At 59.5% G+C, this 13,123-nt stretch carries 16 protein-coding genes; 8 read left to right on the top strand and 8 right to left on the bottom strand.

Features of this window, described 5'->3' with window-relative positions; genetic code table 11:
• Window positions 1-50: 50 nt before the first annotated feature.
• Complete coding sequence (locus ACR0ID_RS10360; RefSeq protein WP_480475477.1) at window positions 51-275, bottom strand: DUF1150 family protein; 225 nt, start codon at window positions 273-275, stop codon at window positions 51-53.
• Between the two features lie 5 nt (window positions 276-280).
• Window positions 281-694: an Hsp20 family protein gene (locus ACR0ID_RS10355; protein ID WP_058275530.1), complete on the bottom strand. Its 414-nt coding sequence runs from the start codon at window positions 692-694 to the stop codon at window positions 281-283.
• Between the two features lie 163 nt (window positions 695-857).
• Here ACR0ID_RS10355 and ACR0ID_RS10350 point away from each other — a divergent pair, with 163 nt between their 5' ends.
• From ACR0ID_RS10350 to ACR0ID_RS10335, 4 genes are all read left to right on the top strand, one after another.
• Window positions 858-1,082, top strand: a complete 225-nt coding sequence (locus tag ACR0ID_RS10350; protein WP_209504778.1) for a YdcH family protein — start codon at window positions 858-860, stop codon at window positions 1,080-1,082.
• Between the two features lie 76 nt (window positions 1,083-1,158).
• Entirely contained in the window at window positions 1,159-1,644 is a 486-nt protein-coding gene (gene purE, locus ACR0ID_RS10345; protein ID WP_209504779.1) for a 5-(carboxyamino)imidazole ribonucleotide mutase, read from the top strand.
• The gene (locus ACR0ID_RS10340; protein ID WP_480605220.1) at window positions 1,641-2,396 is read left to right on the top strand and encodes an NAD(P)-binding domain-containing protein; all 756 of its coding nucleotides are present in this window, start codon (window positions 1,641-1,643) and stop codon (window positions 2,394-2,396) included. The genes purE and ACR0ID_RS10340 overlap by 4 nt, the downstream gene beginning before the upstream one ends.
• Before the next feature lie 2 nt (window positions 2,397-2,398).
• Window positions 2,399-3,466: a 5-(carboxyamino)imidazole ribonucleotide synthase gene (locus tag ACR0ID_RS10335; protein WP_480605218.1), complete on the top strand. Its 1,068-nt coding sequence runs from the start codon at window positions 2,399-2,401 to the stop codon at window positions 3,464-3,466.
• Between the two features lie 65 nt (window positions 3,467-3,531).
• Here ACR0ID_RS10335 and ACR0ID_RS10330 read toward each other — a convergent pair whose 3' ends face one another.
• From ACR0ID_RS10330 to ACR0ID_RS10305, 6 genes are all read right to left on the bottom strand, one after another.
• Window positions 3,532-4,683 carry an alpha-D-ribose 1-methylphosphonate 5-triphosphate diphosphatase gene (locus ACR0ID_RS10330; protein ID WP_480605216.1) on the bottom strand — a complete coding sequence of 384 codons (1,152 nt, stop codon included), beginning with the start codon at window positions 4,681-4,683 and terminating at the stop codon, window positions 3,532-3,534.
• A complete protein-coding gene (locus ACR0ID_RS10325) occupies window positions 4,680-5,453 on the bottom strand; it encodes an alpha/beta fold hydrolase (RefSeq protein WP_480605214.1) in 774 nt (257 codons plus the stop codon). Before ACR0ID_RS10325 ends, ACR0ID_RS10330 begins: the two co-directional genes overlap by 4 nt.
• Before the next feature lie 29 nt (window positions 5,454-5,482).
• On the bottom strand, window positions 5,483-6,334 hold the full coding sequence (locus tag ACR0ID_RS10320; RefSeq protein ID WP_480519158.1) for a DMT family transporter: 852 nt from the start codon (window positions 6,332-6,334) through the stop codon (window positions 5,483-5,485).
• A gap of 246 nt (window positions 6,335-6,580) precedes the next feature.
• Window positions 6,581-8,218 carry a chaperonin GroEL gene (gene groL / locus ACR0ID_RS10315; RefSeq protein ID WP_480475465.1) on the bottom strand — a complete coding sequence of 546 codons (1,638 nt, stop codon included), beginning with the start codon at window positions 8,216-8,218 and terminating at the stop codon, window positions 6,581-6,583.
• Between the two features lie 53 nt (window positions 8,219-8,271).
• Entirely contained in the window at window positions 8,272-8,559 is a 288-nt protein-coding gene (groES, locus tag ACR0ID_RS10310; RefSeq protein WP_209504786.1) for a co-chaperone GroES, read from the bottom strand.
• Between the two features lie 152 nt (window positions 8,560-8,711).
• Window positions 8,712-9,386, bottom strand: a complete 675-nt coding sequence (locus ACR0ID_RS10305) for a DUF2161 domain-containing phosphodiesterase (RefSeq protein WP_480605211.1) — start codon at window positions 9,384-9,386, stop codon at window positions 8,712-8,714.
• A gap of 109 nt (window positions 9,387-9,495) precedes the next feature.
• Here ACR0ID_RS10305 and ACR0ID_RS10300 point away from each other — a divergent pair, with 109 nt between their 5' ends.
• From ACR0ID_RS10300 to ACR0ID_RS10285, 4 genes are all read left to right on the top strand, one after another.
• Window positions 9,496-10,476, top strand: a complete 981-nt coding sequence (locus ACR0ID_RS10300) for a TraB/GumN family protein (protein ID WP_480605209.1) — start codon at window positions 9,496-9,498, stop codon at window positions 10,474-10,476.
• 110 nt (window positions 10,477-10,586) lie between these two features.
• A complete protein-coding gene (locus ACR0ID_RS10295; RefSeq protein WP_480475459.1) occupies window positions 10,587-11,507 on the top strand; it encodes a manganese-dependent inorganic pyrophosphatase in 921 nt (306 codons plus the stop codon).
• A 191-nt stretch (window positions 11,508-11,698) separates the two neighbouring features.
• Window positions 11,699-12,574 (top strand): TIGR01459 family HAD-type hydrolase, encoded by an 876-nt coding sequence (locus ACR0ID_RS10290; protein ID WP_480605207.1) that lies wholly within the window; start codon window positions 11,699-11,701, stop codon window positions 12,572-12,574.
• 101 nt (window positions 12,575-12,675) lie between these two features.
• Window positions 12,676-13,119: a MaoC family dehydratase gene (locus ACR0ID_RS10285; RefSeq protein ID WP_267362989.1), complete on the top strand. Its 444-nt coding sequence runs from the start codon at window positions 12,676-12,678 to the stop codon at window positions 13,117-13,119.
• Window positions 13,120-13,123 lie beyond the last annotated feature (4 nt).

The raw sequence follows: 13,123 nt of genomic DNA, 5'->3' as shown, positions 1-13,123 counted from the left end.
GCGCATGTGTTGCGGGCAACGTTTCAGCCCCGCCCGGGCTAAGGGGCCGTTCAGTGAACGGCCACAGGTGACAGGTCGTGCTGACGGGCCAGAACGAAAGCCAGCTTGCGGTCGGCCACAAGCGCTAGTTGCTGCCCATCGGAATCGTGCACGGCATAAAGGTGATCCAGATCACCTGCCTGATCGCGCAGATCACGCGGCAGATCGGCAACGTCGACTGTTTTCACATAGACGATACGATTGCCTTCGGTGTTGATTTCAATCGGTGTATTCATAGCTCTTACCCCTTCCGTATATTGATTGTCTGAACCACGGTTTCCGGCACGGCGCGGGTCAGATCCACATGCAGCAGACCGTTTTCCATAATCGCCTCGCCCACCTCGACCCCGTCGGCCAGCACGAACATGCGCTGAAACTGACGCGCCGCGATGCCACGGTGCAGGAAGATGCGCCCCTCGCTGTCGTCGCGCTGACGGCCCCGGATCACCAGTTGGCGATCCTCAATGGTGATCGACAGATCCTCTTCGGCGAACCCGGCCACGGCAAGGGTGATGCGATAGGAAAAGTCCGAGGTCTGTTCGATATTATAGGGCGGGTATCCTTCATTACCGGCCTTTGCAGACCGTTCCAGAAGGCGTTCCAGCTGCTCGAACCCCAAAAGATGCGGGTATGAGCCAAGAGTAAGTTTCGACACGTATTTTCGTCCTTTATTGTCAAAGCGACGTGGTGCGCGGTCCCGTTCCGGCAACCGCTTGTTATAGAATATGGGAAGAAACCAGGATGTCCACAAGGTCTGGCGCGATAACGTCTGACACACTATCTTGTTGGGCAAGCACCACAACAAGCCCGAGTCGCCAATGAACGCGCCCACCGACCTTTCGATGAAAACCGATGAAGTTCTGCGGGTTGAATTGGAGGTTTTCCGCCGCCAGCACCGCGACCTTGATGAAGCGATCGAGGCGCTGCATGAAAAAGGAACGGCTGATCAGTTGACCCTTCGGCGTCTGAAAAAGGAAAAACTGCGCCTGAAAGACTTCATCCGCCTGATCGAAGACCGCCTGACCCCCGATATCATTGCCTGAACACCCTGTACCGCATTGCCACAAAAGCGGATTTGGCTATAGTGCGCGCTCTTTCTGAGCGCGGGGACGTAAGCGGATGAGCGATGTGACAGTGGGGATCATCATGGGCAGCCAGTCGGACTGGCCCACGATGAAGGAAGCCGCAGATATTCTGGATGAACTGGGCATCGCTTATGAGGCGCGTATCGTTTCGGCCCATCGCACCCCGGACCGGTTGTGGGACTATGGCAAGACCGCCGTGTCGCGCGGGTTGCAGGTGATCATCGCGGGCGCAGGTGGCGCGGCACATCTGCCGGGCATGATGGCCTCGAAAACACGGGTACCGGTGATCGGCGTGCCTGTGCAGACGCGGGCCCTGTCGGGGGTGGATTCGCTGTATTCCATTGTGCAGATGCCCAAGGGATTTCCCGTGGCGACCATGGCAATTGGGTCCGCTGGCGGGGCCAATGCGGGCCTGATGGCGGCGGGCATTCTGGCCTTGCAGGATGAGGCCCTGGCCGCGCGGCTGGATGCCTGGCGCGAGGCCTTGTCAGCCTCGATCCCCGAGGAACCGCAGGGATGAGCAGAATCGGGTTTATCGGCACCGGGCATATCGCCGCGCCGATTGCGCGGCTGATGGCCGCCAAAGGGCATGAGATCAGCGTGACCGAACGCAACGCCGAGGTCTCGGCCGCCCTGAAGGCCGAACTGGGTGTGGCTATCGCGCCGCCGCAGGCGGTGATTGACACCTCGGACATCGTGTTTCTGTGCCTGCGCCCGCATATCGCGGCCGAGGTTCTGACTCCCCTGACCTTTCGCGCCGATCAGCAGGTCGTGTCGGTGATGGCGGCCGTTTCCGCCAAGGATTTGGCCAAGCTTTGCGCACCGGCGTCGGATTTCGTGCAGACCATCCCGCTGGGGTTCTTGCAGTCCGGTGGCTGCCCGATGGCGGCATTTGGAAATGACCGCTTGCTGGCCGAGCTGTTCGAGCCGGAAAACACCGTGGTCAAGGTTGCGGATGAGGCGGCGCTGAACGCGCATTTTGCAATTTGTGCCATGGTTCCCGGCATTCTGGATCTGATGGCCACCGGGGCCAAATGGCTGGGTGATGTGACCGGCGATGCGGACGAGGCCGAGTTCTATACCACACAGTTGTTGGCGGGTTTTCTCGCCGCGATGGAGAAAGGCACAGCCGGGCGGTTGGCACAGGAGCGCGACGCTTTGGCGACCGAAGGTACTTTGAGCCTGCAGATGACGGGCACCCTGATCGAACAGGGCGCGCATGAGGCGCTGAGAGCGGCGCTTGGCGCAATTGGAAAACGTTTGGAGAATTAACGATGGCGGACATGCTCGCCCAAGGTGCGGTGATCGGGATTCTGGGTGGCGGCCAGCTGGGCCGGATGCTGTCGGTGGCGGCCTCTCGGCTGGGATTTGTCAGCCACATCTACGAGCCGGGCGCAAACCCGCCTGCCGGGCAGGTGGCGGATCGCGTAACGACAGCGGCCTATGACGATGTCGACGCTTTGACGGCTTTTGCCGATGCGGTGGACGTCATCACCTATGAGTTTGAGAACATCCCGACCGAGGCGCTGGATATTCTGGAAGCCCATCGCCCCATTCGCCCCGGGCGTGAGGCATTGAGGGTCAGTCAGGACCGCCTGACCGAGAAGACGTTCCTGCAGGGGCTTGGCCTGAAAACGGCCCCGTTTGCGGATATCACCAATCTGGATAGCCTGAATGCGGCTATCGAAGTAATCGGCACGCCTGCGATACTGAAGACCCGCCGCTTTGGCTATGACGGCAAAGGGCAGGCCAGATTGCGCAGCCCCGGGGATGCCGAGGCCGCGCTGGCCGACATGGCTGGCGCGCCTGCCGTTTTGGAGGGGTTCGTTGATTTTTCGCACGAAGTTTCGATCATTGCAGCGCGCGGGCTGGACGGTCAGGTGGCCTGTTTCGACCCGGGTGAGAATGTGCACCGGGATGGCATCCTGCACACCACCACCATCCCTGCGCGCCTGTCCCCCGCCCAGCGCACCGATGCCATCCTGCTTGCGGCCAATATTCTGAACGCGTTGGAATATGTCGGTGTCATGGGGGTCGAACTGTTCGTTACACCCGGCGGGCTGATCGTGAACGAGATCGCGCCGCGCGTGCATAACTCGGGCCACTGGACGCAGAATGGCTGCGCCGTAGACCAGTTCGAACAGCACATCCGCGCGGTGGCGGGCTGGCCGTTGGGCGACGGGCAGCGCCACTCGGATGTGGTCATGGAGAACCTGATTGGCGACGATATGGACCGCGTGCCCGAGCTGGCTCGCGAACGGGACGTCGCACTGCATCTTTACGGCAAGGCCGAGATCAAGGCCGGTCGCAAGATGGGACATTTCAACCGGATCAAGCGGTAGAATATCGCGCTACGGCGCGATGCCTTCGGCGAGAGTATTTGGAAAAAGGTGAAGCCGGTCTGGTTTCACCCCACAAAGCGCGACGCGATATCCCCTGACATATAGCTGACGCGCCCGCCCGCCAGTGTCGCGGCGACCCGGTGAGTGGTTGCATTAAGGATTACCAGATCGGCGCGTTTGCCCGCGGCAAGCGTGCCCCGGTCCTGCAAGTCCAGCACCCGCGCGGGGCCGGATGAGATCAGCGCCCAGGCCCCTGCGAAATCCAGCAGCCCGGTTTTGGCCAGCATCAGCGCCGCGCGGCGTGGACTGGGATAATGGTAATCCGAGGCCAGCGCATCACAGAGCCCCATGGCGATCAGCTCTACCGCGCTGGCGTTGCCCTTATGCGAGCCGCCGCGGACCACATTTGGCGAGCCGAGAATGACGTGATCCCCGGCAGCGCGTGCGGCCTCGGCGGCCTCAAGCGATTCGGGAAACTCGGCAATGCGCACCCCTTGGCCGCGCCACCAAGCGCGCACCTCGGCAGTTGCGTCATCGTGGCTACCCAGACGCACGCCCATGTCCGCAAGGTCCGAACAGAGCGCTTCAAGCGCCGCCGGAACCTCAGCCTTGTGGGCGTGCATGTCGAGCAGCATCGCAAAATGTGCCTCCGGATTTCGCCCGGCCTTCAAGGCCTGCCCGGTCAGGCGCGGTGGTTTCTTGCCCTGTGCCAAACGATCATGCGGCAGGTGATCATTGAAGACCACGTATGGCACCTGCCAATCGGCGATGCTACGGGCCAGCCCGTCGTAATCCGCGAGCATATTGGTCTCGAACCGCAGTTGCGGGATCAGATCGGTGACCGTGCTGCCCTTGACCGCTGCGATGGCCGCAAACACCTGCGCGGCAAAGTCCGGGCCGCGCACGCCGCCTTCCCAGCTGTAAAACTGCGCCAGCACGGCTGTGGTGATGCCATTGGCGGCCAGTTCGGCCTCGACCGACAGAATGCCCTCATTCATCTGTTTCATCGCGCCGCGACGTGGGGCTATATGGCGTTCGAATCCATCGCCGTGCAAATCGACAATACCTGGCAGAACTAGATAACCGGTCAGGTCAATCCGCCGCCCGGGCGCGTCATTCTGAACCACCCCATCTGCAATGGCGAAGTCTGTGCGTAACAGCCCTTCACCCGGTAGCAGGACCTCTGCACCGGTCAATGTCAGTTCCAATGCGGTCATTCTGATGGCTCCGCCCCCGGTTCCGAGCAGTTTTGCCCGATACAGATCTCGTCTATTACGTCCATCACACCGTCCAGCCAAGTGATCTGCGGATCAAACCGGCCGAATTCAATGAAGTGCAGCACCTGCGCCATGACCTGCGGGTTGTTCATCATGAAGGTGTGGGTCACCGGCAAGACAAGATGATCGGCCATGCCTTCGACCTTGGTGGATTCAACCGACACCTTGCCATCGTCAGGACCGTCGATCAGAGACGAAAACACGAGGTTCAATGACTGGTCACCTGCGATGACACCCAGTTCGAAATCCACGGGCGGCAGTCGGCTGGGAATACCATCCGGGCCCGTACCCAGTTGAAGACCGGCCGGACCGTTCAGGTATCCGAACACCTCCCACGCGCTGAGTTCATCGACCAGCTGGCTACCCTGATTGGGCGGCCCCAGCATGACGACACGGCCCATGTTTTCAGGGCTGTGGTCCTGCAACCAGTATCGCAACAGGATGCCGCCCATGGAATGCGCAACGACATTGACGGTATCAGTGCCGCAGGCTGCAAACGCTTGCGGGATGGTTTGTTCGGCCAGTTCGGGGATTCCGATTTCGGTCGATGGGTAACCGGGGCGCACGACGGAATAGCCATTCGCTTTGAACAGTTGTTCCATCACGCTGAACGACGCCTCGGTCCGGGCAAGACCGTGCAGCAGGACAACGCATTTCGCATTGGCCACGGCGGGAAGAAGGCAACAAAGCAGGGCGATCAGAATTCTCATACCCGCCAGATAAAGCCTGTGCGCCCACGTTAAAAGACCTTCCCACGTTGACGTCGCAGGACAGCCAGCGCGATACCGCCCAAAACCAGTGCCGCACCAACAAGCAGCCGCACACCCGCGCTTTCCCCCAACAGCACCACGCCGCCCACAATCGCGATCACCGGCACGCTGAGCTGAACAACTGCCGCCGTTGAAGGTGCCAGTTGGGGCAGAACGCGATACCACAAGGCGTATCCCAGACCCGAGGTTACGCCACCTGACAAGGCCGCAAGTAGATAGCCCAATCCGGTCATGTGCCACTCTGCCCCTGTGGCCATCAGGGCCAACGCGGTCACAGGCAGCGCGACGATGAAATTTGCAGCCGTGCCCTGCAACGCATCAGGCTCGGACCGCCCGGCCAGTGAATAGGCCGCCCAGCCGATCCCGGCGGCAATCATCAAAACGGTTCCGGTTGGATCGACCTGCACTGTTCCTGTGGGCCACAGGACACAGGCCAGACCACCCAGTGCAATCGCTGCCCCGGCCAGCTGTCGGCGGGTAGGTTTGGTCCCGGTAAGGGCGGTGGCGGCGAACATGGTGATCTGCACAACGGCAAAAAGGATAAGCGCGCCCAGCCCCGCATCCAACGTTAGATAGGCAATGGAAAACCCGATCATATACAGGGAAAGCGACCCGGCCCCGATGAACCGCCTGCAGGTGCGCAGCGGCAAATGTCCTCTGCGCAGCACAACCAGTGCGGCCAGAACCAGCGCCCCCGCCAGAACCCGGATAATGGCAAACCCCGCGGGATCACTGGATCCGCTGTCGATAGCCAGCCGGTTCAGAATGGAGTTCGCCGCAAAGGCGCACATGGTCAGGGCGGTCAGAAGGAACAGTCGCATTTCAACCACATACCGACTTGGCGGCAGGTTGGACACTCACAATTCGGACACACGCGGAGCTGCCTTCATCTTTTCCAAAATACTCCCGCCAGAGGCGTGGCCGCATTGCGGCTATCAGGAACGAAACGGGGCCGCCAAAAGGCGACCCCGTCCGTTAGCACTTTGGCTTCCCCTCTCGACAGCTTGACCTTGCAGCCAAACGCCTGTCAGGGGTCGTCAGAATTCGCCGAGGCGAAGTCGACGTGCTTACATCATGCCGCCCATGCCGCCCATGTCGGGCATGCCGCCAGCAGGTGCATCTTTTTGCGGTTTGTCTGCAACCATCGCTTCGGTAGTGACCAGCAGGCCGGCAACAGATGCCGCGTCTTCCAGAGCGGTACGAACAACTTTGGCCGGGTCGATCACGCCGAACGAGAACATGTCGCCATATTCTTCGGTCTGAGCGTTGAAACCAAAGGCCGGATCCGAAGACTCGCGCACTTTGCCTGCAACAACCGCGCCGTCAACGCCTGCGTTTTCGGCGATCTGGCGCAGCGGCGCTTCGATGGCCTTGCGCACGATGTTGATGCCTGCGTCCTGATCAGCGTTCGCGCCTTTCAGCGATTCCAGTGCTTTACCGGCCTGAACCAGAGCAACACCACCGCCTACAACGACGCCTTCCTGAACGGCTGCGCGTGTTGCGTTCAGAGCATCGTCCACACGGTCCTTACGCTCTTTCACTTCAACTTCGGTCATGCCGCCGACGCGGATAACGGCAACACCGCCTGCCAGTTTGGCAACGCGTTCCTGCAGCTTCTCACGGTCGTAATCCGACGAGGTTTCTTCGATCTGGGTGCGGATTTGGGCAACACGTGCTTCGATCTCGGCTTTCTCGCCAGCACCGTCGACGATGGTGGTTTCGTCTTTGCTGATCTCGATCTTCTTGGCGGTGCCCAGCATGTCCATGGTGACATTCTCAAGCTTCATGCCCAGATCTTCGCTGATCACCTGACCACCGGTCAGGATTGCGATGTCCTGCAGCATGGCTTTGCGGCGATCGCCGAAGCCCGGTGCCTTGACAGCAGCAATTTTCAGGCCGCCGCGCAGTTTGTTGACAACCAGAGTTGCCAGCGCTTCGCCTTCAACGTCTTCTGCAATGATCAGCAGCGGCTTTTGCGACTGGATCACCTGCTCGAGCAGCGGAACCATCGGCTGCAGCGAGGACAGTTTCTTTTCGTGCAGCAGGATCAGGCAGTCGTCAAGCTCGGCCACCATCTTGTCTGCGTTGGTGACGAAGTAAGGCGACAGGTAGCCGCGGTCGAACTGCATCCCTTCGACAACATCGGTCTCGGTTTCCAGACCTTTGTTTTCTTCGACGGTGATGACGCCTTCGTTGCCAACCTTCTGCATCGCGTCTGCGATTTGCTGGCCAATTTCAGCTTCGCCGTTGGCCGAGATGGTGCCAACCTGAGCAACTTCTGCCGAGTCTTTGACTTCACGCGAAGCAGCACGGATGCCTTCGACGACTTTGGCGGTTGCCAGGTCGATACCGCGCTTCAGGTCCATCGGGTTCAGGCCCGCTGCAACCTGCTTCAGGCCTTCTTTTACGATGGCCTGCGCCAGAACGGTCGCGGTGGTGGTGCCGTCACCGGCTTCGTCATTGGTGCGGCTGGCGACTTCTTTCACCATCTGCGCACCCATGTTTTCGAACTTGTCTTCCAGTTCGATTTCCTTGGCAACCGAAACACCGTCTTTGGTGATGCGCGGTGCGCCGAAGGATTTGTCCAGTACCACGTTGCGGCCTTTGGGGCCCAGGGTCACTTTGACAGCATCAGCCAGGATGTTCACACCCCGGAGCATCTTGTTGCGGGCATCGGTGTCGAACTTGACGTCCTTTGCAGCCATGTCGTTTCTCCTTGAGAAAATGTGTTGAGTGGAAGATCAGAGAAAGCGCGGGCTTACTCGATGATCCCCATGATGTCGCTTTCTTTCATCATCAGCAGCTCTTCGCCGTCGACCTGAACCTCGGTGCCCGACCATTTGCCGAACAGGATCTTGTCGCCAGCCTTGACCGCCATTGCGATCAGCTCGCCGCTGTCCTTGCGCGCGCCTTCGCCGGTTGCGACGACTTGGCCTTCGCTGGGCTTTTCTTTTGCGCTGTCAGGAATGATCAGTCCGCCTGCGGTTTTTTCATCGCTTTCGGTACGGCGAACCAGCACACGGTCATGAAGCGGTTTCAATGCCATCTTTGCAGCTCCTTGGGCTCAAAGTTTTGTTTATCCTCCCCTCGCCTTTCGACGAGGCGTTAGCACTCGGTGTGTATGAGTGATAACGACGCATAGCTAGGGAGTCTAAAACGCCGAGTCAACAAGGTGTTTGGGATTTTTTTAACAACGCCTCAGTCAGCCTGCTCCCAGCTGTAGGCCCAGTGTTTCAAGCCGTCTGTTCCCTCAGAAGTAAGAGCGTAGACACCTTTTTCAACCTTCTCGAACCACCCATAGTGATTTTCCCGCATCAACCGGGTGGCGACCGGAACACCCGCCGATCTGGCAACCTCGGCCCCTTTGGCCGGGCCGTGTTCGGCCAGAAAGGCCGCGCATTTCAGCGCATCCTGACGGTAGGCCGTCACGATCCCGTGACGTGTCGCGCCCCCGGAATTGGGGTCGCCCTCCAGCCGAGCGAATTCACGCAGCAGCCGCGCCGCCTTGGCCTTGTCCTTGCGCGGCACATATGGGCCCGGGTCGCATTGCACCTCGACCGTGCCATCGGCGCGTACGGTGATCAGACCCAGGCCAAGCCTGCGGCACAGAGCCAGATTGTCCCTGAGCGCCCGCCGGGCCGTGCGCCCGGTGGGTTTGCTGACCCCGATATAGACCTGATCCGTGAGTTTCAGGCGGGTAATCGCCTGATGGAAAAGGGACAGCGTGAACCTGAGCTTGAGTTCGACAATCACAGGCGGCTCGTCTTCGCGCATGGCGACGATATCGGCTGCGCCCACTTCTCCTTTGACGGTGTATCCCTGACGCTCCAAAAGCGCCTTGATCGGGGGATAGAGGTCCTGCTCGCGGTTCATGGGCCTATGCTACGCAGATTGTTGAGGAATACCAGACGGGTTGCTTGAACATGGGCCGCAGGCATGGCTATGTCTGGGACACCTTGATGACACAACACCGGATGGGTTCATGCGCCTGCTGACGTTTCTCGCTTTTCTACTGGCCCCGATCACGGCTGCGGCTGCGTGCGATGGGCAGGACCTGCGCCCACTGCTGTCAGATGACGCGCGGGCCGAGTTGCAACGCGCCGTGGCGGACATCCCCTTTCCGGAAGGCAACCACTGGATTGCGCGCAAGGATGATACGGTTCTGCACATCGTTGGCACCCTGCACACTTATGACGAACGTATGGAAAAGGTGGTTGAACGCCTGTCTCCGGACCTGAGCCAGGCTGACGCATTCTATTTCGAAGTCACCCAGACTGACATGGACGCATTCGAAAAAAACCTGGCCAATAATCTCAGCGCTGTAATGATCACATCCGGGCCGACCCTGATCGACTTGATGGGAGATGAAGACTGGGCCGCATTCTCGACTGCGTTGAACCAGCGCGGCATTCCCGGCTGGATGGCAGCCAAAATGCGACCGTGGTTCTTGAGCATGATGCTGAGCATCCCGCCCTGCATGATGGAAGATCCGAACGGGACCTACGGCATGGACGCCCGCCTGAACGATCTGGCCGCAGAAAACGGCATTCCGCAATACTCGCTGGAACGTATCGACGACCTGATCGCCATGTTCGACAGCCACCCTCTGGAACAGCAGGTCGAGTCGCTGGTGCGGCTGTCCGGGGCGATGATGGGAAGCAACGATCAACTGGCCACCATGGCCAATGGATATCTGGAAGAAAAGCACGCCGAGATCATACAACTCGCCCGCCTGCAGGGGTTCGAGGAATCCGGGCTGAGCCGGGACGTCTTCGATGAGGAATGGAACGGGTTCGAGCAGCAAATGCTTGTCCAGCGGAATGCCCTGTGGATGGAGCATATTCTGGCCATCACGGATCAGACGGCAGTGATCGCGGTCGGCGCAGGTCATCTGAGTGACGATCACGGTTTGCTGAACCAGCTGGAGCAGGCCGGATACACGCTGACACGCGCCGCTTTCTAAGCTGGTTCAGCGGTTTTCAGACCAAGCGTCGCAGACGGGCTGCTGTGGCGTGACAAGGACGTTTGTCCGCCCTATAACGCGCGCAAATTTCCATTCCGCAGGACGCTGACATGACAACGCTCGTATTTGGTCACAAATCCCCCGACACCGATTCCACAGGCTCGCCGATCCTGTGGTCGTGGTACCTCAACGAAATCAAAGGTGTGCAGGCCGAGCCCGTGCTGTTGGGCGAGCCCAACACCGAAGCGGCGTTCATGCTGGACAACTGGGATCTGCCCAAACCACGCATCCTGGACGATCTGGCAGCGGACACTCCGGTGGTTATCGTCGACACCAACAACCCTGCCGAACTGCCCGCCAACGTCAATGACGCTGACATCCGCGCCATCATCGACCACCACAAGCTGGTCGGTGGTCTGGAAACCAAAGGCCCGATCGACATCACCGTGCGCCCGCTGGCCTGCACGGCCACCATCATGGTTGACCTGATGGGCGACGATGCAGCCAAGATGCCCGACGCCATCAAGGGCGCGGCACTGACCTGCATCCTTTCGGACACGCTGGAATTCCGCTCGCCCACCACCACGCCCCATGACCGCGAGGTCGCAGAGCGGCTGGCAGCCGAGTTGGAGCTGGATATCTCGGCTTACGCGGCAGATATGTTTGCGGCGAAATCGGATGTCTCGTCCTTCTCGGATGCCGAACTGATCCGCATGGACAGCAAGGAATACGAAGTCGATGGCACCAAATTCCGCGTCTCGGTTCTGGAAACCACTGCGCCGGGTGTCATTCTGGACCGCAAGGCAAGCCTGGCGGGTTCGATGGTGGATGTCGCCAAAGAAGACGGTGTCGATCAGGTGCTGCTGTTCGTCGTCGATATCCTGAACGAGGAAGCCACCCTGCTGGTGCCCAATGATCTGGTCAAAACCGTTGCCGAGAAAAGCTTTGGTGCATCCGTCGATGGCGACGCCGTGGTTCTGCCGGGCATCATGAGCCGTAAAAAGCAGATCATTCCGAACCTGAAGGTCTGAAAAAACACGCGGGGTCCGTCATTCTGAGTAAAACGGGCCTCGCATTATTGGTCTTCAGTCTGCGCCTTCGGCATTGCGCTTAAACAGACCTTTACCCAACCGACGAAATACAGGGCGGCCACCGATCGATTGGTGGCCAATCCCTTGCCAATCGGTCATAAGGCTCGTGCAGTTTCAGCTTGAGGCCACATATGACCCAGATCGTTCACGCGCTGTCCGAAATCTCCGCCCGCTACAAAGCGTTGTTTGTCGATCTTTGGGGGTGCGTTCACAACGGAATCACGGCCTATCCCGAAGCTGTCGCAGCCCTTCAAGCCTATCGCGCGGACGGGGGGCTTGTTGTGCTGGTCACGAACTCGCCCAAACCCCGTGCGGGTGTGGCCGAGCAACTGGTGCAGTTCAATGTTCCCGCAGATGCCTATGACACTATTGCCACCAGCGGCGATTCCGCACGGTCGGCGATGTTCCGTGGTGCTGTCGGGCACAAGGTTTACTTCATGGGGGAATGGCAGCGCGATGCGGGCTTTTTCGAGCCCCTGAAACTGCTGCACCACCCGATCCAGATTGAACGTGTCCCGCTGAGAGAGGCCGAGGGGATCGTCTGCTGTGGCCCTTTTGATCCGATGGCCGACCCGGACGTGAACCGCCCCGATTTCCTCTATGCCAAACAGATGGGCATGAAGCTGCTGTGCGCAAACCCCGACATTGTTGTCGATCGCGGCGAGGTGCGCGAATGGTGTGCAGGCGCTTTGGCAAAGCTCTATACCGAGATGGGCGGCGAGAGCCTGTATTTTGGCAAGCCGCACCCACCGATCTACGATCTGGCGCGCCGCAGGTTGCAGGAACTGGGCCATGATATCCCGGACAGCGACATTCTGGTGATCGGCGACGGGCCCCATACGGACATTCTGGGGGGCATGGGTGAAGGCATTGATTCCCTGTTCATTTCGGGTGGGCTGGCGGCTGCTGAGACAAAAACGTCGCACCATCCGGATCACGAATTCCTAACGGCTTATATCGAAAGGGAAAAGATCAACCCGACCTACACAATCGGTCGATTGAGATAGCAAGAAAAGACTTGATTTTCTGCAGTTGCGAAGTAATAAAGTTGCCAACCTAGGCCGGATAGTGGTTTTTTCTTTCTCGGTCGATTTCGAGTGAGGGCAACATGTTGGACAATCTTCCACGCGGAACGATCTGTATCGAAGACATCGAAATGGGCATGTCCCGCCACCTGCGTAAAGTGGTGACGGACGAAGATATCGAGATGTTCGCGCAGATCTCGACAGACCGGAACCCGGTGCATCTTGATGATGATTACGCCCGCGATACAATCTTCGAAGGGCGTATCGCGCACGGAATGCTGACAGCTGGGCTGATCTCGGCCGTTATTGGCGAACAACTGCCGGGTCATGGCACGGTCTATATGGGGCAGTCACTAAAGTTCCTGGCCCCCGTGCGCCCCGGTGACATGGTTTATGCCGAGGTCAAAGTCATCGACATCGACTTTTCCAAGCGTCGCGTCAAACTGGATTGCCATTGCTCGGTCGAGGGCAAGAAGGTGCTGATCGGTGAAGCCATGGTACTGGCCCCGTCGCGCAAGTTCGACTGACCGA

Source organism: Ruegeria sp. AL2 (assembly GCF_056540845.1).
The sequence above is the reverse complement of the archived record's forward strand: the minus strand, read 5'-3'. Positions and strand labels throughout refer to the sequence as shown.